This window comes from Pontibacter diazotrophicus (assembly GCF_003367245.1).
GTDB lineage: Bacteria > Bacteroidota > Bacteroidia > Cytophagales > Hymenobacteraceae > Pontibacter > Pontibacter diazotrophicus.
Map to the genome: position 1 here is coordinate 159525 of NZ_QRGR01000001.1, position 22258 is coordinate 181782.

At 48.6% G+C, this 22258-nt stretch carries 17 protein-coding genes and 1 tRNA gene; 9 read left to right on the plus strand and 9 right to left on the minus strand.

What is annotated here, in order from left to right:
- The first annotated feature begins 54 nt into the window (after window positions 1–54).
- Window positions 55–750 (plus strand): ABC transporter ATP-binding protein, encoded by a 696-nt coding sequence (locus DXT99_RS00675; RefSeq protein WP_115563585.1) that lies wholly within the window; start codon window positions 55–57, stop codon window positions 748–750.
- Window positions 751–913: 163 nt separating this feature from the next.
- On the opposite strand, the gene DXT99_RS00680 is transcribed toward DXT99_RS00675, so the two are convergent.
- Entirely contained in the window at window positions 914–1297 is a 384-nt protein-coding gene (locus DXT99_RS00680; protein ID WP_115563586.1) for a DUF6334 family protein, read from the minus strand.
- Between the two features lie 92 nt (window positions 1298–1389).
- Between DXT99_RS00680 and DXT99_RS00685 the strand changes: the two genes are divergently transcribed.
- The gene (locus DXT99_RS00685) at window positions 1390–2412 is read left to right on the plus strand and encodes an AraC family transcriptional regulator (protein ID WP_115563587.1); all 1023 of its coding nucleotides are present in this window, start codon (window positions 1390–1392) and stop codon (window positions 2410–2412) included.
- Between the two features lie 334 nt (window positions 2413–2746).
- Here the strand turns inward: DXT99_RS00685 and DXT99_RS00690 are convergent, their stop codons facing one another.
- Complete coding sequence (locus DXT99_RS00690; protein ID WP_115563588.1) at window positions 2747–3715, minus strand: NAD-dependent epimerase/dehydratase family protein; 969 nt, start codon at window positions 3713–3715, stop codon at window positions 2747–2749.
- Between the two features lie 226 nt (window positions 3716–3941).
- Here DXT99_RS00690 and DXT99_RS00695 point away from each other — a divergent pair, with 226 nt between their 5' ends.
- Window positions 3942–4604 (plus strand): thioredoxin family protein, encoded by a 663-nt coding sequence (locus tag DXT99_RS00695; RefSeq protein WP_246000376.1) that lies wholly within the window; start codon window positions 3942–3944, stop codon window positions 4602–4604.
- 236 nt (window positions 4605–4840) lie between these two features.
- Here DXT99_RS00695 and DXT99_RS00700 read toward each other — a convergent pair whose 3' ends face one another.
- Complete coding sequence (locus tag DXT99_RS00700) at window positions 4841–5260, minus strand: VOC family protein (protein ID WP_115563589.1); 420 nt, start codon at window positions 5258–5260, stop codon at window positions 4841–4843.
- On the minus strand, window positions 5257–7233 hold the full coding sequence (locus DXT99_RS00705; protein WP_181884987.1) for a peptidylprolyl isomerase: 1977 nt from the start codon (window positions 7231–7233) through the stop codon (window positions 5257–5259). Before DXT99_RS00705 ends, DXT99_RS00700 begins: the two co-directional genes overlap by 4 nt.
- A gap of 85 nt (window positions 7234–7318) precedes the next feature.
- Here DXT99_RS00705 and DXT99_RS00710 point away from each other — a divergent pair, with 85 nt between their 5' ends.
- The 4 genes from DXT99_RS00710 to cysK all read left to right on the plus strand — a co-directional run bounded on the left by DXT99_RS00710 (window position 7319) and on the right by cysK (window position 11153).
- Entirely contained in the window at window positions 7319–7837 is a 519-nt protein-coding gene (locus DXT99_RS00710) for a hypothetical protein (RefSeq protein WP_115563591.1), read from the plus strand.
- Window positions 7838–7924: 87 nt separating this feature from the next.
- Window positions 7925–9088, plus strand: a complete 1164-nt coding sequence (locus tag DXT99_RS00715; protein WP_115563592.1) for an MFS transporter — start codon at window positions 7925–7927, stop codon at window positions 9086–9088.
- A 179-nt stretch (window positions 9089–9267) separates the two neighbouring features.
- A complete protein-coding gene (epsC, locus tag DXT99_RS00720; RefSeq protein WP_115563593.1) occupies window positions 9268–10101 on the plus strand; it encodes a serine O-acetyltransferase EpsC in 834 nt (277 codons plus the stop codon).
- A gap of 137 nt (window positions 10102–10238) precedes the next feature.
- Window positions 10239–11153, plus strand: a complete 915-nt coding sequence (gene cysK, locus DXT99_RS00725) for a cysteine synthase A (protein ID WP_115563594.1) — start codon at window positions 10239–10241, stop codon at window positions 11151–11153.
- Window positions 11154–11483: 330 nt separating this feature from the next.
- On the opposite strand, the gene DXT99_RS00730 is transcribed toward cysK, so the two are convergent.
- Together DXT99_RS00730 and DXT99_RS00735 are read right to left on the minus strand one after the other, a co-directional pair.
- Window positions 11484–11753, minus strand: a complete 270-nt coding sequence (locus DXT99_RS00730; protein WP_115563595.1) for a hypothetical protein — start codon at window positions 11751–11753, stop codon at window positions 11484–11486.
- A 161-nt stretch (window positions 11754–11914) separates the two neighbouring features.
- The gene (locus DXT99_RS00735) at window positions 11915–12178 is read right to left on the minus strand and encodes a hypothetical protein (protein WP_115563596.1); all 264 of its coding nucleotides are present in this window, start codon (window positions 12176–12178) and stop codon (window positions 11915–11917) included.
- Window positions 12179–12758: 580 nt separating this feature from the next.
- Here DXT99_RS00735 and DXT99_RS00740 point away from each other — a divergent pair.
- Window positions 12759–14153 (plus strand): hypothetical protein, encoded by a 1395-nt coding sequence (locus DXT99_RS00740; RefSeq protein ID WP_246000377.1) that lies wholly within the window; start codon window positions 12759–12761, stop codon window positions 14151–14153.
- Window positions 14154–14344: 191 nt separating this feature from the next.
- Window positions 14345–15064, plus strand: a complete 720-nt coding sequence (locus tag DXT99_RS00745; RefSeq protein ID WP_115563598.1) for a hypothetical protein — start codon at window positions 14345–14347, stop codon at window positions 15062–15064.
- Window positions 15065–15365: 301 nt separating this feature from the next.
- On the opposite strand, the gene DXT99_RS00750 is transcribed toward DXT99_RS00745, so the two are convergent.
- The 3 genes from DXT99_RS00750 to DXT99_RS00760 form a co-directional block, all read right to left on the minus strand.
- A tRNA-Ala gene (locus DXT99_RS00750) sits at window positions 15366–15439 on the minus strand.
- Window positions 15440–15557: 118 nt separating this feature from the next.
- Window positions 15558–18890: a TonB-dependent receptor gene (locus tag DXT99_RS00755; RefSeq protein ID WP_246000378.1), complete on the minus strand. Its 3333-nt coding sequence runs from the start codon at window positions 18888–18890 to the stop codon at window positions 15558–15560.
- A gap of 210 nt (window positions 18891–19100) precedes the next feature.
- Entirely contained in the window at window positions 19101–22226 is a 3126-nt protein-coding gene (locus DXT99_RS00760; protein ID WP_115563600.1) for a TonB-dependent receptor, read from the minus strand.
- Window positions 22227–22258 lie beyond the last annotated feature (32 nt).

Below are 22258 nucleotides of genomic sequence, written 5' to 3' on the forward strand. Positions count from 1 at the left end.
CGAAGTAGAAATCCACTTTAAAGACTTGTTAAAGAAAACACAACGCCCCAGACCATGATAGAGGTAAGGAATATTGAGAAAAGCTATAACGGCACTGTAGTCGTGAACATACCCGAGCTGACCATTGCAACCGGTGAGGCAGTAGGGGTGGTGGGTAACAACGGAGCAGGCAAAACCACGCTTTTCCGGATGGTGCTGGACCTGATTCGGCCAAGCAAAGGTGAGGTATATAGCAAAGGCACGAACGTAGCAAAATCCGAAGAATGGAAGGACTATACTGGTTCGCACCTGGACGAAGGCTTCCTGATTGATTACCTGACAGCAGAGGAGTACTTTAAGTTTATAGGCGACCTGCACGGCCTCTCAGACGGAGACATTACAGAACGCTTGCTGCCTTTTATGGATTTTTTTAATGATGAAATCCTGAATCAGCGCAAATACATCCGCGATTTCTCAAAGGGCAATCAGAAGAAGATTGGCGTTGCCGCTGCTGCACTGTCTGACCCGGAACTGTTGATTCTGGATGAACCCTTCGCCAACCTGGACCCCAGTTCCCAAATCCGCCTGAAGAACCTGCTAAGGAGCCTGCGGGAGCAGAAGCGCATCACGCTGCTTATCTCCAGCCACGACCTGAGCCACGTAATTGAAGTATGCGAGCGCATTGTGGTGATGGAAAAAGGGCAACTGGTGCAGGACATGCAGACGAACGAGAACACGCTCAGTGAGCTGGAGACTTACTTTACAGTGTAGGTGCTGCCGTTTTTGTGCTTGAGGTTGAATTGTGCTGGTATAAACTGCGAAAATCATATTCACAAGGGGGCGCTACTGCTGGCCAGTTTCTGAAGTAATGCAAGCTGAAAAGTTATGGGACAGGACAAGGGTTCGGGCTCATGCCAGCAGAGCTCTTGCGTTGTTAGCGATACCTTTGAAAGATGTAAAGCTTTAACTGCGCCGCCTCTGCCACCAACTGTACAGTTGTTCCCTCCATGTCATCAAACTCCAATTGAAAGCCATCCTCATAGCCGCGTTGGTTGGTCATGCGCCACATCCAGCTGATTTTCTTGCGCTGGTTGGAAATTTGGGTTCTGCTGAACTGCTGTTCCAGTGCGGTAAAATTAAGCTCCGGCAGCAGAGAAAGTATGATTTCATCATCATCCGTATCTACAGCAACGAACAGGTACATATCCTCCACCTGAAACACCACCTGCTGCAGCCAGCCCGTCTCCAGGTCGTGCAGTGCATAAGCATGCGTTACTTCTTTTCCGGTCAGAGCGTCTAAGTCTACTGTATTTTCCATGGAATTCTAAGGTATGGCTTTTTACTTTACCTCACTATGGTGGTATCTGTTTAAGCAATTCTTATTTTTACATACATCATTCTTCTCATCCTATGAACCAGGAAGCTCATTCTCTAAGTGCGCCGTCGGTGGGGCTACTGCTGCATGTGCTGCGCCAGCAGGGGCAGGACGTGGACGCTATTTGCCAGCAGATAGGTTTGAACCAACGGCTGGTGCAGGACGTGAATGCCCGCATCTCGGTGGAACTGGTGCAGGAACTCTGGAATGCCTCCATTGCCGCCACCCAGGACCCGGACCTGGCGCTGCATGTTGCCGAGACCATCAACCCAACCGCCATGGGCACTATTGCTTACGTGATGATGAATGCAGCCACCCTGCACGAGTCGCTGCAGAAGCTGTGCAAATACCAGGACATTGTGTGCGGCGCCATCCAAACGAGCCTGGAAGTGCAAGGGCAGAGGGCTATCGTGAAGCTGCAGGTGGTAAGCCCGGCGCTGCAAGACCCGCGCAATGCTGTGGATTCTGAGGTGGTCATCTATAAAAATGCGTTTGCAGCGTTAGTGGGGCAGCCGGTACAGTTTCAGCAGGTGTTGTTTGCTTATTTCCGGCCGGACAGTATAAAAGAGTATGAGCGGATTTTTGCCGGAGCCGAACTGGTATTTGGCGCTGCCTTTAGCGGTCTTGTTTTTGATGCGGCTTACCTGAAGCTGCCGGTGGTATCAGCTAACCCGGAACTGAATCAGTTGTTCGAGAAGTATGCAGACGAGTACCTGCAAAAGCTGCATGAGCCGAAAACAATGCAGGAGCGGGTGCAGCGCGAAATTGCCCGGCTGCTCAAGGGCGAGGAGCCAGGCATCAACATGGTGTCGCGGAACCTGGCCATGAGCGTGCGCAGCCTTCAATTAAAGCTGAAGGAAGAAGGTGTAACTTACCAGGCGCTGCTGGACGAGGTGCGCAAAGAGATTGCCATAAAGCACCTGCAGGACAACCAAAGCACCATCTCCGACATTGCCTATCTGCTGGGCTTTGCCGAACCCAGCGTTTTCTCCCGCTCCTTCAAGAAATGGACCGGTATGCCCCCCGCTGCTTACCGCCAAAGTATGGCGGCAGCGTAGGTTGTTTCGGACAAAGGATGATGGATAAAAGAAAAAGAACTTCTGAAGGTGCTATGGCTGTAATTTGCAGCAGCACTTTATGTTGCCATATTACTTCGTACGGACAGGTCGGGACCTGTCCAATTGTTCCCGAGCCAATCTGTCTGAATCAGGATTTTCAGGATTAGTAGAATTTTCAGGATGAACATACATGACTACCTCAAATGCCTTTGTTCCATCCATAAGCCGATGCGGGACAGGTCGCGACCTGTCCGTACGAATAGAAGAAATGCGCCAAAAATCAAAGTCTCACTTCCAGAACACCTTCTTTTCCACTTTTTAACCTTTTAACTCCTCAACCCTCTAACTCCCCAACTCCCCTGTGCCATTCCAGTGTCTCGGCTATCGCCTGCTGCATGGGCGTGTGGCGCAGGTTTGGGAGGGTTTGGCGCAATTTGTCGTCCTTGAGCAGGATGGTGTTCTGCAAGAGGTAGCCCATTTCGCTTATCTCGCGCATGCCCGGAGAGAACAGCCCCATCAGCTTAAACAGCCAGCCCGGATATACTTTGTGCTTCGGCTCGGTGCCGGCCTCAGTGGCAATCCGGGTCTGCCACTGTTTAATGCTGGGTACGACCTCCCCGGCATAGTTATATTCGGTGTAAGATTCTTTCGGCTGCAGCTTCGCCAGTTCGTAGTAGGCATAAGCGGCGTCGGGTGTGTACACCAGCTGGTGCGGGATGTCGTTGCGGTAGAGCCAGGGCATGGGCTTGCCATTCAGGGCACCCTTGAATATAGGCGCTATACCTTCATTCATCACGTTTGGGCCCCAGAAATCGGGCATGCGGAGGTTGATGACACGGCACTTGCCCTGCTGTGCCGCCTGCTGCAGCATCTGCTCTAGCCGAACGCGGATTGCCCCTTTTTTAGTAGTGGGTTTAGGAGGAGTTTCCTCGGTAATGGCAGCAACCAATCCAAAATTATATATGTTTCCCGGGAAAAAAATGGTAGATTTGTTTATGGCTGCGGCCTCAATTACATTTTGCGTTACACGCTCCATGTTGTTTTGCCACTTATCATAAGGGTAGTTAAGCCCATGGAAGATGTGCGTTGCCTCTGCTCCGAGTTTCTTCAGCAGTTCACCGTCTTGCGCGTCTCCTTCTATCAGCTGTAACGTCGGCCATTGGCCAAATAACTTTGCAGCCTTCTGCTTGTTACGTACGAGCAGGGTGACCTGCTCCTGGTGTCGCAAAAGCTCTTGTGTAAAGGCATATCCTATACTGCCTGTTCCGCCGAGAATTAAAAATCTGAAGGTGTTTGTTGCCATGTCTCTGTGGTTAAAGGTTATAGGACAAAGGTATGTGCACCAGCACGTTTTGTGCTTGACAGATGCCGCAAACAACTTGACTAATTGCGCAAAACAACAAACAATTAGCTTTTAGCCACAAAGTGATTACTGCAGAGGCTAAGGCAGCAGGAACTATTTCTATAGAAACAATTGTAATATATAGTTAGTAGAATATTGTAAAACAAAAAACCAATAAAAGTAAAATATGGCTGATACACTTATAGCAAAAACACCTATCACACACGAACACCTTTCAAAAGCTATCTCTTACATGCAGTACCTCGAGATGATTGACCGGCTGCTGGCAGAAGGCAAAACCACCGGCGAGAATCATTCAGAGGAAATGGTAGAATACACGCGCATGAACATGCACCGTATGTACCGCATGGAAAAGAGTGTTGTGCTGGATGATGAGATAGTGCAGCTGCTTTTGAGTGTGGATAATAAGATGACGTGGGTGGTTCTAACGGAAGCCTGGTGCGGGGATGCTGCTCAGAACATACCGGCTATTGTAAAAATAGCGGATGCTTCCCCACTTATTGAGGTAAAGCTGTTGCTGCGCGATGAGCACCCGGAAGTGATGGATGCTTTCCTGACAAACAATACCCGCTCTATCCCAAAACTGATTGCGTTTGACACAGGTACGCTGGAAGTACTGGGGACATGGGGGCCACGCCCCGAGCCGGCGCAGCAAGTAGTGCAGGAAGCAAAAGATAACAACCTTCCTTTCAAAGAAATGGCAGAAAAGCTGCACGGCTGGTATGGCAAAGACCGTAGCCGCTCTTTGCAGCAGGAGTTTAAATGCCTGCTCCGTAACTGGGCTCAGCTTACTTCCCCGGAGAACCGGTTGATTGAGCGCTGCTCATAGACTTCAAATTTTTCAGAAACAACAAAGGCGACACCGCAGTGTCGCCTTTGTTGTTTCTGAAAATGCTTAGTTCCTGTAATTACCATATACATATTTTGCTCAGGCGAGTCTGGAGACTCGTACCCACTGCAAGACACGGGATGGATTCCCGCGCCAGGTTTCGCCAGGTTTATCCATGGTTTTTTGCTTGGTGGTGAAAACTCGCAGCAAGGGCGACAGTAGAAAAGATGGCTTATCTATTCTATACCCGCAGTAGGCATTAGCACCAACCGCCACCCATCCGGATCTTCCACAGTTACTGCGCCTTTTTCTTTCCAGTACGGGTTCTCCGGCGCTACCTCCGGGTATCCCATTTGTTCCAACTGCTGGACTAGCTGTCTGATACGAGCTTCATCCGGTATGTATAGAACCAGCAGGTTATCAAGAGTGGGGGCAGGGCAGGGGCTGCCTGCTATATGTTGCGTAAACTCCAGGTGGTAGGGGAAACCGGGCAGGCCAATCATGATGCCATTATACCCATTATGACCTTCAAAAGAACCCAGCTTTCTCAGGCCAATGCCCTCGCAGTAGAACCGTTCCACTTCGGGCAGTTTATCAGTGGGGCGGGCGATTCGTACCTGTGTTACCGGCAGGCTGCCCGGCCAATCAGTCTTCATCTTGCGCTTACCTGGTTTGTTATTGCTTTTTTTAACTCCACATCCAGAATCCTGTCTCCGACTTCCAACTGGTGCACTACCTGCATGCCATCTACTACTTTCGCGAAAATAGTATAGCGGCCGTCGAGGTGCGGTGTGGGGGAGTGGGTGATAAACCATTGGTTGCTCTCGGTGTCTTTCCCTGCCGAGGCCATGCCTACATAGCCCTCGCCATAGCGCAGCGGCGCAAATTCTGACCGGATAGAGTAATCAGAGCTTCCCCAGCCATCGCCGCGCTTGTCGCCGCCCTGGGCCACAAAGTTGGGTACCACCCGATGGAAGTAGAGGCTGTCAAAGAAGTTTTGCCTGGCTAGCGCTACAAAATTAGCGACAGATCCGGGGGCATCTTCCACAAACAATTGCAGGGTAATAGCTCCTTTCTCTGTATGCAGTACTACCTGCTGGTCTGCAGGTATGCTCTTCACCAGTGCCCAATCGATGGGGTGCGTGAAAGGGTTTTGTGGTGTAGTGCTCTCCTCCCGGTTATTCAGATAGTCAAGAGTCTTCTGCAGCTCAATGTTTGTTTCCATGTCGCGGGGCAGCTGCAGTTTTTGCTTCGCCTCCACCAGAAAGCCAAAGCTACGGTAGTGGTCCCGCAGGTTCAGCTTCGGGTCGCGTATGGCGGCAGCGGCCATTCCCACCAGCGCCACATCACCGGTTCCGACAGCTTTTCTGAATATCTCTGCAAACTCGCTTTCTAGGCTTCTGGGGAAATCGGGCTGCTGGCGCATCAGGATGAGCGCATCCATGGCAGTGGTGGCTATAACAGGGTCCTGCGCGGAGAACATTTCATCTGCAATAAAGCTGTAGTTGTCGTAATAGCCGGAGAGCCCCTTCAGCAGGTGCGCTTTGTCGTAAGGGCCACGTGCGTGCTGGTACTGTTGTTTGTAGCGGTTGTTGAGGTACGCTTTGCTCTGCGGCTGGCTGTTGCGGAGAATCACCCAGATGATATTGCCGCGCACCCGGGCATCCTGCAACTGCGACATGACTTGCAGCAGGGCATCTACTTCTACTCCGGCAGGGTTCGCCACCAGGAACTCAGAAGTGGCTACCGCCGTGTTAATGTTTTCATCCTGCACGGCAGCCAGCACGGCAGGCTTTATTTCTCTGAACTCCAAACCACCCATAGCTCTTATAGCACTCAGGCGCACACGGTAATCCGGGTCGCTTTGTGCAAGGGTAGATAAAAACTGTGCCTTGTCGTTGGCTCTCACCTTTGCCAGCGATTGTACCACAGCCATGCGCACCTCGGGTGCCGTGTCGGATGTGGCGGAGGTAAGCAGTTGCCGGCGGTAAGGTGTCAGGTCTATTTTAGGGGTGCGGGCCAGGTAATGTGCCGCTGCCAGCCGGGCTTCGTAGGGGTTGTCTGCCGTTATTAACTGCACCGCCTCTGCTGTGCCCTGCTGCGTTACCTGCTGGCGCTGGCCAGCACGGTACAGGCCCCACGACTGGCCTGCCATTGCTGTTTCATTTTCGGGTGTATAGCGGTTCAGAAATACCGCACCGGCAGGTGTGGATACTTTGCCTAAGGCTTCTAACAACTCGGCCTGCACCCCAGGGTTTTGCTCTTGCTGCAGGTGTTGTATGATGTCGTTTTCTGCCCTTGTATGGCCAATCTGGCCCAGGGCATAAGCCGCGGCTATTCGTGCAGCCACGGCAGTGTCTGTAAGCAGTTGCAATAGGGGAGGCACCGCCAGTGTGTCCTGCACAGAGGCAAAGGCCAGGGCTGCTTCGGTGCGGTATTGCGGTGAGGTGTGGCTCAGGTAAGGCAGTAATTCAATCGTGTTGCGCTCGTCCTGTAAGGTATAGATTTGCTGCAGGGTTTTATCCTCAAACTTATTTATAGCCACCGGAGTGTCTGTTTGTTTTGAAGGCAGGTACTGGCAAGCAGAGAGTGCACCAAGGGCAAGCGCCCAGGTATAGCGTAGTTTCATTTTTCTGTTCATAATACGCCCTCAAGATAAAGAAAATATAGAAGAGGGCCTGAAGCTTATGTGCAGAGTACAATTTTGATATTTGATGGGAATTATCTATTTTACACAAAACTACCCGCTGTTGCTCATGCAGGAAATAAGTGTCAGATTATTTAAAGGTGCTTACACACTGAAGCCGAAAGCAGAACAACGCCTGATGCTGCTGGCTTTTGCTGCTGTAGCTGTGCAGTTAGGCTTTTTGGTGCATCTTGCTCTGTCAGAGATGTATACCGTAGAGCTGGTGCTTGTTTTCCTGGTCAACCTGTTTATACCTGCCTATTACTTCTTTAACCTCTGGCTCGACCATAAGCCAAAATACCGCCGGCACCTTACCCTGACAGAGAAAGGAGTGTGTTACCGTGCCAAGTTTCGGCAAAAGGAGCACGAGTTTGACTGGGAGGAGGTTGATACCGTGCAGATAGAGAAGTATAGAGTGAAGTTCCTGCTGAAAAATGAGGAGGAGCATGATATAAACCTGGGGCGCATCCAGAATGATGAAGTACTGCAGCAGGTGAAAGAGCAAATCAGAGAGATGGTGCAGCAGAAAGAAATCATGCTGCAGTAATCCCCTTCTTACACTACAGATGTTTTTTGCGGCCGGGGTGGTGTGGCAGCAGAAGGTTTGCCAACTTTGCAGCCTGAAACATAACGTATGGCAGAACAGCTTACGCGGGTGTATGGGGTGCAGTTTGGCTTGCTTTGCCTGAGCTCCTTTCTCTTCTTCGCGAGTTTTAACATGATTATACCGGAACTGCCCGACTACCTGAGCAGTCTGGGTGGTGCCGAGTACAAAGGCTTAATAATATCCCTCTTCACGCTGACAGCAGGCCTTTCAAGGCCTTTTAGCGGAAAACTGGCAGACAAGATAGGACGCATACCCGTGATGATAGTGGGCGGGGCCGTCTGCGTGGTGGCCGGTTTCATGTACCCGCTTACGGGCACCGTGGCGGCTTTCCTGTTCCTGCGTTTTATGCATGGCTTTTCTACTGGTTTTACACCTACAGGCACAGCAGCCTATGTAGCCGATGTGATACCGGTAGGGCGGCGTGGCGAGGCAATGGGGCTTATTGGTCTTTCCGGCAGTTTGGGAATGGCAGCGGGGCCTGCAGCGGGCGGCGCTATCGCGAACCATTTTTCCGTGGATACCATGTTTTATGCTTCTTCGCTGGCGGCCTTTCTGTCAGTTGGGGTGCTGGTGCGGATGCACGAAACACTGGACAACCCGCACCCCTTCCGAATGGGGTTGCTCAAAATATCCCGAAGCGAGATTTTTGAACCGCGCGTACTGGCGCCGTCTGTTGTCATGCTGTTTTCTACTTTCGCCTACGGTACCATTCTCACTATCATCCCGGATTTCAGTGAACACCTGGGCATCCGGAACAAAGGGCTCTTCTTCACCAGTTTCACGCTGGCCTCCCTGGCTATCCGGTTTCTTGCCGGCCGCGCCTCTGATAAGTATGGGCGGATAAACGTGCTCCGTATCAGCACAAGCCTGCTCACGGTGGCCATGGTTTTTATTGGGCTGGTATCGTCGCCGACAGAGTTATTGCTGGCAGGTGTTCTGTTCGGCGTGGCGCAGGGCATGAACTCACCCACCATTTACGCCTGGACAATTGACCTCAGTCATGAGGCACGCCGGGGGCGGGCGATGGCAACCATGTATATTGCCCTTGAGGCGGGTATTGGTATAGGCGCTTTCTGCTCAGGATGGCTCTACAACAACGACGCCAGTAACTTTACACTGGTTTTCTGGCTCTCGGCCGCTTTTGCTCTCATATCCTTTTTGTATCTTATTCTTTTTGTAAAGAAGGAGTAGGGGATGAAGTAAGAAGAAGGACAAAAGACTTTTAGTGTTATTGCTGATGTATAATACAGCGCCAGAAATAGTTTAGAACTTGCAGATTAGACAGCGCTTATAAAAAGCGCTTAAACAAGTATCCTCTTTTTTTGTTAATTGCAACACAATATTCTACGGGATACGTTGATAAAATCATAATGAACAGTCAGTTTATAAATACACTCTTCCAGCATCACCAACAGGCAAAGCATCAGGTACCGGCTTCAGCCATTTGCCACCTGGTAGAGGGGGTACTCCATTTGCTCTTCCCGGCCCTGGCCGATGAACGTTTTGAAACAGTGAGGGAACTGGAGGAATATGCCAGCAGCTTACAGCAGAACCTGATGCGGGTTCTATCGGGTATGGAGCAGCAGTTGCCCATGCCATCGGAGGAGGTAGTACAGCAGATGATGCAGCACCTGCCCCAGATTCACCAGCTCCTGCTGCTCGATGCTGAGGCTATTGCCGCCGGTGACCCTGCCGCGCAGAGTGTGCAGGAAGTAATCAGAACATACCCGGGCTTTAAGGCAGTGGCCATTCACCGGCTGGCCCACGAGCTGTACCGTTTGCAGGTGCCGCTGCTTCCGCGGGTGCTGTCAGAATACGCCCACGGCCAGACCGGCATCGACATTCACCCCGGTGCGCAGATTGGCACGCACTTCTGCATCGACCATGGCACCGGGATTGTTATTGGGGAGACTTGTCATATCGGCAATTATGTGAAACTGTATCAGGGTGTAACGCTGGGAGCCTTAAGTGTTGATAAAACCATGGCGAACATCAAGCGCCACCCTACTATTGAGCACCACGTGGTGATATATGCCGGGGCTACCATACTTGGCGGCAATACGGTGGTGGGCGCATACAGCACCATCGGGGGCAATGTGTGGCTGACGGAGAGTGTGCCGGCCTACTCCAGGGTATACCACAGGCCGCAGATAAATGTGCGCCGCTCCGCTGACCCGACTGATGTGGTAAACTTTTCTATTTAGGCTCTGTAAGAGGCACAGATATCGCAATACTTTCTTTAGAATGTGATGGTGGTCTTAAGTAGCTTAAATTGTATATTAGAAGATGGCTTGCCTTATTTAATTTATCGGAGTACTTAAAACACAAATCAAGATAAAACATGAAAGCGAAATCGATATTAGAAGTAATTGGTAATACACCGCATGTGCGCATTAATAAGCTTTACAACAAAAATGTAGAGGTGTGGATGAAGCAGGAGCGCAGCAACCCCGGCGGCAGCATTAAAGACCGCATCGCCCTGGCTATGATTGAAGATGCCGAGCGCAAAGGCTTACTGAACAAGGATAGTGTTATTGTGGAGCCTACCTCTGGCAACACAGGCGTAGGTCTGGCGATGGTGGCTGCCGTAAAAGGATACCAGATCTTTCTTGTAATGCCGGAGTCGATGTCTATTGAGCGCCGCCGCCTGATGGCTGCCTATGGTGCCAAACTAGAACTGACACCGCGCGAAAAGGGCATGAAAGGTGCCATTGAACGCGCCCGTGAGATGGTGGAGGAAAACAATAACGCCTGGATGCCGATGCAGTTCGACAACGAAGCCAATACACAGATTCACATCGACACCACAGCGCAGGAGATACTGGAGGACTTTCCTGATGGGCTGGACTATATCATTACCGGGGTTGGTACCGGTGGGCACATTACGGCCGTGGCAAAAGTGCTGAAAGGCCGCTTCCCTAACCTGAAAGTTTACGCGGTAGAGCCTTCAGCCTCGCCTGTGTTGAGCGGCGGACAGCCCGGGCCACACCCTATCCAGGGAGTGGGCGCAGGTTTTATACCAAGCATCATGGACACAACGCTTCTGGATGGCGTGGTGCAGGTGGATGCCGACGAAGCATTTGACTATACCCGCCGTGCTGCCCGCGAAGAAGGCTTGTTTATAGGCATATCCTCGGGAGCATCCCTTGCTGCTGTTGGGAAAAAAATAGAAGAAATCCCGGAAGGCTCCAAAGTGCTGACATTCTGCTACGATACCGGCGAACGTTATTTGTCGGTTGAAGGCCTGTTTGTATAGCACGAACATTCCATCCTGAGTTTCAAGCGCCTCCTGTTTTATAGCAGGAGGCGCTTTCGTATATAGGCCTGCCTGCTTATAGTGTTATAAGTGAAGTATATCTGAGCCTTTAGCTCACTTCCTTTTCTGGAAGGTGCACTTAAAAATGGGTAAAGCGTTTTTGTTCAACAATCCTGAAGGACTCTTGTAAATACCTGCAGCTAGCACACCAGCTCTTACTTAGACGGCAGGCAAGAAAATGCCTTTTCCTTTTGGAAGAAAGGGAAAAAAAGCAGGAAGCGAAATTGCTTAAAAGTAACAATTGAATGACCCGTTATTAGCAGAAGCGCTTTACATATCTTCTCCAGGATCTTCGGAGCTAAAACCCAGGTCTTCCAATGTTAATTTGGCATTGTCTTTCACGTTGAGTGCTACCCGGTCATAAACTTCTTTTCTTACCTCTTCCAGGTCCCTGCCTTCGAGGTGAGCGATAATTCTTGCCTGGTTTGATAGAATAGAGCCTATTCTGGCGTCCATAGCCGACTGCTTTACATAGTAATCGGCAATAAACCTGTCTAAGGTTACTTTGGGGTTCTGAGGATTAAAAGAGTTATGGTCCATCTTAGTATAAGTTTTTTATACTAAAGATAAGCTTTTTCATTACTCTTAGCCTGGCCAGGCGCTGTGTTCTTCCTCTGTAAAGTATAAAAGGGTAAAGCTATAATCAAGGTATAGCTTCATACAGGCTATGTTAAGCTTGATGTTACAGTAATAAAAATTAATTAGTACTTTATAAACGGCATGGCTGTATCACTAAAAGGACCATCTGCGAAGCCGACAAAATAGTCCCCGATGAAGATACCCGCACCATTGCTGATAGCATTTGTACCGGCATTAAAAGTAACCACGTGACCGTCTGTGGTAGAAAAACCAATAATGTCTTCGTTTAGGGAAGACCCTGCCTTAACCGGGAAGGAAAACACCGAAACGTTGCTTCCAAAGCTTTCTGAAGCGTAAGCGAGTGTAGATTTTGCTAAAGTGTTCATAAGTCAGAGGTTTTAGGTTCTAATACATTACAACAATACGAACATAATATATTTGCTAACAGTAATATTGCAGGGGTAAAGTAACATCAATTCTGAGGGAAAAGCAGCTAAGGGCACAATAAAGCATCAAGGCCGAGTACAGGGTAGAGTTAAATAAACCCTGTTTTAAGTATGATAATATATTCATACTTATATATATTACAGATTGATTTTTGGTAAAAATGTGTAGAAAGTAACATAAATAAGGTGTCACTTCTCCTTGTTTGTAGTTAAAATTTATGGTCTGGTCATCTTTTCTGCTGTTTAAGCGGGTTCTTTTCTGGTGTGACTCGTTTTGTTTCGGCTTCTTATTAAGCTATGTGGCCAACCCTGCCTCAGTTTTTTGCCCGTTTAGAGGTAAGGCTCTGAACATTTATCTGGCAACAGAAGTACTTACACCATGCATACACAATTTGCCATATATAGACTTAATCCTTTATTGGGTCTAATCACGCTCCTGTTTTTATTCCTTTATTCTGGATGTGCCAGGAAAAATTTCTATGTAGAGACTCCCGTTGCTGATCCTGCTATACATCGACAGTTGCAACAGGCACCTACCACCATCGACAGCGTAACGGTGCAGGCTGGCAGTCATTATGCCCGCGGCTTTTTGTATAAGGTGCTTTGGGGGGCACGCCACCGCAAGTCCTGGATAATACCTGTTACAGTGCCTGTGCTGCGGGTGGATACAGTGAAGGGAGGCCTTGAGATTGAGAAGATAGGTGGTGGTATGCAGACCATCAATGTTACCATGGTGGGCAGCGATAAGATGACATACTCCCTGCGCACCGTTGACAAAAGACCGGAGATTGATTTACCGTTTCCGCTCCGCAAAACATTCATCTCCGACCTTGTACTTGACCAGACTTCGGCGCTTCATCCCTACGCCGATTTGGTAGTGGCTCCGCTGGCCATAGCAGCGAAAATTCCGCAGGCAAGTCCGATGCTGGTATACGTGAAGCCCAACGAAGAGAAGTTGGGAGAGCACAAAGAGCTGCTGAGTGATAAGCTATACATGCTGGAGGAAAAGTACAATGACAAACGCGCCCTGGTCGGGGACTTGCAAGAGGCCTATGACATAGTAGGCACTAAGAAGATGCTTAAACATCGCTACGGCCACAACAACTACGCTATCGACCAGTTGGCTTTCGCTAAAGCCCGACTACTGGACCTGCTGATAGGTGACCGGGACAGGCATGAGGGGCAGTGGGAGTGGGCAGTTTATGAAGAGAGCGGAGACCATGTTTACCGCCCTATCCCCAAAGATAGGGACAACGCTTTCTACTTATTTGGCAATGGCCTTTTCTCCTGGGTTGTTAGCCGCAGGTGGGCTTTCCGCAAGTATCATTCTTTCAGCGGGAAGTATAAGGATGTGAAAGCGCTGATGATAAAATCAGAAGATTTAGATGCACGTGCGCTGCCGCAGGTAACGGCACAGCAGTTCGACTCCCTGGCCCGCGACATGCAACGTTCTCTCACAGATGAGATAATTGAACAAGCCGTACAAAGGCTTCCGGACGCTGTTTACAGGCTGGAAGGAGAAAGCCTTGCAGGTAAAATCAAAAGCAGAAGAAATAATCTGGACAAAGCTGCCCGTGAATTTTACGAAGTGCTGGCAAAGGAGGTGCTGGTGATAGGCACAGATGAGTCGGAACGGTTTGAGGTGGTGCGGCTAAATGATGAGGAGACGGAGGTAACGGTGCGCCGGAAAGCAGATGGCAACTTAACCTATCATCGGGTCTTTTATCGCGGTGAGACGAAAGAGATAGAGTTGCACGGCCTGGGTGGGAGCGATGAGTTTGACCTGCAAGGGCAGGTCCGAAAAGGCATCAAAGTAATTATTGTAGATGAGGAGAGCGAAGATAACATCCGGGATATTTCCCGTGTAAGTGGCTGGAAAAATAAGGTAGTCTACAACAGTAAGCCTGGGATGTAGGTAATAAGTTCTGTTATTTTCTGTCACTCATATGTAACACCTCTTGATTTGAGAAGATAGGAAGCTCATTGATGTTGTTTCTCTCTGGGTAGCTTATCTTATGGTAGATAGGCTGCTGACTCCTTGAAAACTATTGTGACTGCAGGTAGGTATATTTATATGACGTTCAAACCTGTCAAGCAAGAAAGCTTATGAAAGATCAGTCTGCCTTAGCCTATTCAGTGAAAGCAACCATTCTACTGTTGCTGTTTTTCCTTAACCTGTCGCTTACTAGCTGCAATAGCGACAGCCAGGAAACAAGAGAAAGTGAAGATGCAATGATGCAGCATGGAATGACGGGCGAGGGCGGCATGATGGACGGAGAGATGATGCAGGACAGCGTCATGCGTGAAGACGGCATGGGCCAAGGTATGAGTATGATGGGAGAAGGAGGCATGATGCAGGACGGTATGATGAGTGAGGAAATGCGAAAAGCAATGATGTCCAGGGGAATGGGGCCGGAGATGATGGAGGATATGAGGCCTATTCGCCAGTTGCTGATGCAGCACGAGAAAATAGATAGACGCGTAGAAAACCTGGAGAATGGCGTTAGAACCAGAACTGTATCTGATGACCCTCAGATTGCAACGGCCATTCGTGCGCATGTAAGGCAAATGAAGGATAGAATGGAAGAAAAGAAGCCCATCCGCCAGATGGACCCGGTCTTCCGGGAGCTTTTTGAGAACGCCGAAAAGATCGACCTGCAAATAAAGGATATTGAAGGGGGAGTGGAGGTAATAGAAACATCAGAGGACCCGCAGGTCGTCTTGCTGATCCAGCAGCATGCGCACAGAGCAGTCAGTGAGTTCGTAGAACGTGGGATGCAACGGGCTATGCAGCCTACGCCATTGCCGGAGGGGTATCAGGAATGATAATAGTCGCACTAATATAGTATTGAAGTCAACTTGCCTCTGCGAGTCTGAGTCAGGCATCTTAACTTCACTTCTAATTGAACCAGAATAAATTTGAAACTATCTAACGGTGAGTTCGTCGCATTCTATTTTCTTCCGAACGCAACAATGTTGATTGGTAGAAGGTCTTCTCTTGTCGAACAGCATCAGATATGGATATGGGTGAGTTGGGAAGAACAGAAGAAGGGAGTTGTGTGTACTATTGTGTGACCCAACAAAAAAGCACTTACCAGTTTTACCTCGTAAGTGCTTGATTATCAGGTGGAGAATATCGGAGTCGAACCGATGACCTCTTGCATGCCATGCAAGCGCTCTAGCCAGCTGAGCTAATCCCCCTTGTGTGGCACAAAAATAGGATAAATATTTTAGATGTAAAACATCCTGGTAAAAAAATGTGCAAAAGAAAAAGGGGCAGCTTTTACTGCCCCTTTTTATGTATAAAACCAAATGTTGCTTAGTTAAAGCTGTAGCGAAGACCTAACTGTAGTCTCCAAGTGCTGCTTGTAGTAATTACATCTTCGAATGGCTGAGTCACTAATTCACCATTGCGGTTTTGGAAGTTATAAACAGGATTGTTCTCGCTATCAATCGACTTAAACTGAAGCGGATTAGCAGTTACAAATCTCTTCTCAATACCCCAGTTCTTGTTTATCATGTTAGGTAAGTTCAGAACGTCAGCGCTGAATTGCAGTGTGTGTTTGGTGTCTTTCTTGCCGGTTACAATGTAGAAGTCCTGTAAGAAACGCATGTCCATTCTATTGTACCAAGGAAGCAGAGCACCGCTTCTTTCTGCATATTCACCTCTGTTTTTGCTCAGGTAAGGAGAGTTGTTGATAAACTGCTCAAACGCATCTTCCTGCTGTTCTGCAGAGAAAGAGTTAACTACTTCTCCGTCTCTGTTCTTAACAACATAAGGTGCAAAGTTCATTTCAGAACGATCTGCAGGAATGTACATCAGGTCAGAAGAAGAGTTGCCGTCACCGTTCAGGTCACCGTTGATGATGAAGCTGTAGTTGCTCTGGTTAGCACCTTCGTAGAAGATAGAGATGGTAGAGGCAAAGTGGTTCAGGTATTCTTTTCTGTAAGACAGGTTTGCCACAACTCGGTGAGGAATAGCAAATGACTGGTAACCTAGCTCCTCAGCGTTGGCTGTGCCTACATTTGGATTCTGAGACCATACGGAACCTGCCTGAGAGCCTGGGTTTGCTGTGATGCCCTTCGCCACTGTATAGTTATAAGCCACAGAGCCATAGAAGCCGCTGGCAAATGACTTGCTCAGTTGTGCAGTTAAAGAGCTTGAATAGCCTTTGTTGGTGTTTTCTAACACAATAGCTGTGTTAACGTCATTCAGCCTTCTGTCGTCATTAGTTACTTTGTCATCGCCAGTTCTGTCTAAGTAGCGCTCTCTTGTGTTGCCACCTTCTGTAAAGGTGCCGTTTGGCTCATAAAGATTGGCATTGCGCATTTTAATGCCGTTCAGCTCTTTTGTAAACATGCCTTCAAGTGTCAGCATAAACCCACTGCCTAAATCCTTATCTGCTGCCAGGTTCGTTCTGAATACCTGAGGGAACTGGAAGTCTTCGTTCATGAAAACAAGGTTAGATGGAACCGAAGTGCCAGCTGTTCTTGGGAACAAAGCTTCATGTGCATCCGGGTTGCCACTCAATCTGATGGTTTCCAGAGTTTCAGGGTTTGTAACACCAGAGCCGAACTGGTACATACCAGAGTTAGTTGGCATGTTGGTTAACCAAACAAATGGGAACTTGCCTGTAAACAGACCTGTACCACCGCGCAGCACCAGAGAGGCATCATTTGCAACATCCCATCTGAAACCTACTCTTGGAGACAGAAGTACTTTACTCTTTGCCCATGAGCCGGTAGTGTAGTTGGTTAAGTTACCATTCTCATCAAAGAACTGCAGCTCAGAAACGGCCGGGTTTTCAATCGGGTCTTCATGGTAAATCGCTTTGTCGGCACGTAAGCCGGCTGTAACGGTTAAGCCAGTGCTCACCTGCATCTCATCCTGAACATAAAGTCCCAGTTGACCTACTTTCAGTTCAGCTGAGTAAGGGCTTTTAACACCAGGTACCAGGGAATAAGTATAGGCATAATAAGCTGGAGCTTCGTTATTCAGGAAGTCATCCAATGAGTTGAAAGCATAGTAGCTGTTAGAACCAGCCATGAACATATTACCTACTTTCTGGTATTCGTAGTTGATACCAGCTGTAATGGTATGCTTGCCAGCGTAGTAAGAGAGGTTGTTCGTGATGCTGTAAACATCGTTGATGACATCATTGTTGTAAGTGAACGGGTCCATACCGGCGTGGATGTAGTTGTTGCCGTTACCGTCGAAGATATCGATAGTTGGGAACACACCGCCTGGGTAGTCACGTGTGGTCTGTATCTTACTGGCTGTTGCCAGGAACTGGTTAGAAAGTCTGCCTCCGAAGTTACTGTTCAACTCAGCAGTAGCTGTTTTCACAACGTCTTTAAAAATATACTTCGAGTTGGCAAATCCCATGGCATTGTTGCTGAAGCGGGAATATGGCAAACGGCTTAGTGAACCTGAACGGCCTGTAACAGAGAATCCGCCGCCGTTTGGAATACTGGTGGCGTTTACAATCTGGTCGTTTGTGTTCTGGAAATCAGTATACTTTAACGTAAGCTTGTGTACATTGCTGATGTTCCAGTCAAGTTTAGCTAAAAACTTGCGGTTATCGTTTGCGAAGTTCGGGAAGTTGTCATAACCACCTGTCTCGTAACCGAAGTTGTTTCTCAGGTAATCAGAAACGGACTGCAGGTCAGCTGCAGGAGTTGTAGAAACAGTACCAAGGCCTGAACCACCTGTTGGAGAGAAGGCAACACCTGGTCTTGATTCTTTCTCAAACTCACCGTTTACGAAGAAGAACAGTTTGTTTTTGATAATCGGGCCACCCAGGCTCATACCATAAATCTGGCTTTTAGAATCCTGGATATTCTGGCTGATGTCATTGTCACCTACTTTTGTACCTATAAAGCTCTGGTCTCTGAAGAAGGTATAAGCAGTTCCTTTGAATGTGTTGGTACCGCTCTTTGTAACGGCATTGATGCCGGCACCAGTAAATCCAGACTGTCTAACATCAAAAGGAGCAATGTTCACAGAGATTTCGTCATAGGCATCCAGTGAAATTGGCTGGGCTCCACCGCCAGGCATAGGGCTGCTGCTTAGTCCGAAGTTGTTATTCAGGTTGGCACCGTCTACCTGTATGCTGTTGAATCGTGCATCGCGGCCACCAAAGCTGTTGCCGTTTGCCTGAGGAGTAGTACGGGTAAAGTCCTGGATACTTCTGGAGATAGTAGGCAGCGTCTCCAACTGGCGTGTGCTGATGTTGGTAGCAGCACCGGTTTTGCTGGAGTTAAATACAGAAGTTCTGTCTGCATTCACAACCACTTCCTGTAATTCTGTGCCTGCCTCAGCAAGCGTGGCGTTCAGGATGTATGGCTGGCCCAGTTTCAGGTCAATACCATTGTAAGTTTTCGGGGCAAAACCCAGGTAGCTTACTTCAATCTGGTAAGGGCCTCCAATACGTGCGTTCGGAATATTGAAGCGACCCTCCGTGTTGGTGGTGGTACCGTAGTTGGTTCCGGAAGGCTGGTGAGTAGCTCTAACAGTTGCGCCAATCAGAGGCTCACCGGTTACACCTTGAACGGAACCATTAATGCTACTTGTCGTTACCTGTGCCCAGCTGTGTTGGGCAGTCAGTATCATCACGAGGATGAGACACAGTGTACTATAAAAATTTTTCATAAAAGGTAGGTTGATTTTGGCGCAAAAGTAAGTCGCTAAATCTTCACTATCAACCCTATGTTATATTATTTAATTGTTACTTTAGGATCTTATATTTTAGTAACCGCATAGGCAAATGTTAATATGGCCAATCAGGAGCAGGAAGGCATATAAATAAAAAGGCAGGACCTGAGCCCCGCCTTTTTACTGATAAAAATCAAAGAATATTTTTTACTCAAATATATACCTTAAGCCCAACTGTCCCTGCCATCTTGAGTCGAAAGGTGCGATGTTGTAGGCTGCACTGTTAGGGTTAAAGGTGAAAGTAGGCTCACCTGCATCGTTGCGGCCAGCATAGCGGATAATCTCGTTGGCGTTGTTTCTTACAAAATACTGACGGCCCCAGTCCCTGTTAATGAGGTTTCCGACATTAATGATGTCGAATGTAATCTGCAGGGTATGTCGCTTCTCTCCCGTATTTATATAAAAGTCCTGAAGCAGGCGCAGGTCAAACTGATGGGTCCAGGGCATGCGTGCGGCGTTGCGTTCTGCATATTGGCCGCGACGCTCGTTCAGGTAATCATCGTCTGCTATAAAAGCATCAAGCGCTTCCCACTGCTCATCAGCTGATGTAGTAACAATTCCGTCTCTTTCTATATCTACTAAGTTTATTTCACTTCTGTCACGTGGAACGTAGAGCAGGTCATTGCTTCGGTTTGCATCGTTGTTCAGGTCCTGCGCATACAGATAGGTAAAAGGCCGGCCTGACTGACCCTGGTAGAAGAGCGAAATGCCTGTAGCAAAATTATCAGCATAACGAAAGGTGTAACCACCGGTGCCTATTATTCTGTGTCGTATATCAAAGTTGGAGTAGCTGAGGGGAGGGTTGTTTGGGTCGTTTACGATCTGATTAAACTGCCAGTTTGAAAGAGCGGTTGAGCTTGTGCCGCTGTTCACATCCATGGACTTGCCATAGGTATAAGCAACCGATGTTTGTAAGCCATTGGTGAAATCCTTCCGGAGCTGAGCTGTAATGTTGTAACGGTATCCCCTGTTCGTGTTGTCCAGAAGAATAACATTTGTGTAGTCATTGACTCTGCGGCGCTCACTTGTACTGCCTGGATACACATTACGGTTATCAGGACCTGCCAAAGTTCCTATCGGGTCAGCCAGGTTCAGGTTTCGGTAAACGACATCATTCAACGTTTTGGTGTATATACCTTCTAAAGTGGCAAAGACCTCGCCTGGCAGGGTATAGTCAAATGCCAGGTTGCTTCTCCATACCTGGGGTAATTTAAAGTCAGGCGTCACAACATTCACCTCCACAGTGTTACTAACGGCCCCTGCGTTGCGCTGCTCATCTACGTCTGCAATAAACTCTTCAGGGTTGGTGTCAAACACAGTTCCGAAGATGGTACCTGTGTTTGTAAACTGGTTAGATAACCACACAAAAGGCACGCGGCCCGTGAAGATGCCGGTACCGCCACGAATCTGGAAGTCGCGTTCATCTGTTGGCGTATAGTTGAAACCAAACCTGGGAGCCCACAGGATGCTTTCACTTGGTGTGCGATCGGTTCTTAAGCCAGGGGCGATGTTCGCAAAATCGTTCTCGAACTCAACATTACGCGGTGGTGCATCAGGAAACACGGGAAGGTCAGCACGCAGTCCGAGAGTTATCCTCAGCTTTTCAGAGGCGGTGTATTCATCCTGTATATACAAGCCAAGCTGCATTGCGTTAAATTCAGCTGCAGGTCTCGGGTTGTCTGTCAGGGAGTAAGTAGCCTGTACCCGGCTTGGATTGCCGGCATAGAAATCTTCCAGGCTGCTAAAGTCCCAGTAGCCGTTTGCATTGTTGATAAACAGGTTGCGGAAATTAAAGAACTCGTTGTGGGTACCGATGGTGAAGTTATGCCGGCCTAAAAGGTAAGTGAAGTTGTCTGTAAACTCGAAAATATCCTGGTCCAGTTCGTTTGCTGTAGAGGAACGCTGAGCGCCAAACTCAAAGGTACCGATAGGGTCGTCTATTGTTACCTGAGGGAACAACCCTCCCGGAATATCCCGGCTTTCCCTGATGCGGTTATAACCCACGATCAGGTTATTGGATATACTGTTTGAAAAGCGGCTGTTCAGCTCCAGAACCGAGGTGTTGGTACTACTGCTGAACCGGTAAGCATTATTGCCATAACGCAGGTAGCTGCGGCTTCTGGAAAAGTTTTCAGAAAAAGCATCTACTAAATTGTGGCGAAGTGTCAGCTGGTGAATGTCTGAAATATTCCAGTCGAGGCGGGCAAAGAACTTATCACTTTCAGTAGACCTGTCATAACCACCAAAGGAGCCCACATCATACCCATAAGTGTTCTGCACAAAGTCAGCAAGCTGCTGTGCCTCACTCAGCGGAATTTGGGACTCAGCAGAGCCAGGGGCAAAACGAACCGGTTCTGTGATTCTGTTTGCATCGTAGTTCACAAAAAAGAAAAGCTTGTCACGCACAATAGGTCCTCCAAGGCGAGCGCCGTACTGGTAGTTCTGGAATTCCTCGGCTCTTTCCCTTTCTCCCTCCACAGATCTGCCGATGGTGTTTTGGTTACGTCCGAAGCCATACACTGATCCTGTAAAATCATTTGAGCCAGAGCGGGTGATGGCGTTTATGCCACCTCCGGTAAAGTTTCCCAGCTTTACGTCGTAAGGGGCTACAACAACCTGAATCTCCTGTATCGCGTCCAGCGAGATTGGTTGTGTGCCTGCCTGCCCACCAGGGGTGCCGCTGCCTGATAATCCGAACACGTCATTGTTTACGGCACCGTCTATGGTAATATTATTGAAGCGGTTATTAGTGCCGGCTATAGAGTTGCCGGATGCCTGAGGCGTAAGGCGTGTGAAATCCTGGAGGCTTCTGCTTAGCGTTGGCAAGTTTTCCAGTTGTGCACGGGAAACGTTGGTGGCTGCACCGGTACGGTCCTGGTTAAAAATGTCATTTCTTTCCCCAATAACCTCGACCTCACCCAACTGGAGTGTATTTTCAGTCAGTTCAAAATCAACTCTTACAGTTTGGCCAAGAGGTAGCGTTACTCCTTCTACGCGCTGATCCTGGTATCCTATATAAGTAGTGGCAACTGTGTAGGGGCCTCCCACACGCATATTTTGAATGGTATAATAGCCATTAACATCCGTGTTGGCTACATATTGTGCGTTGGTAGGCGTGTGAACGGCGATGACGGTGGCTCCAGGCAATGCTGTGCCAGCCTGATCTTCTACAGTACCATTTAGCGCGGCTGTCGTTGATCCCTGCGCCCAGACCGTCTGCGCCATCAGGAAAAGTGCAAAGCAAAAGAGTAATCGTTTGTAAAGAAATTTCATAGCACGTAATAACAGGTTGAACAACAATTGTT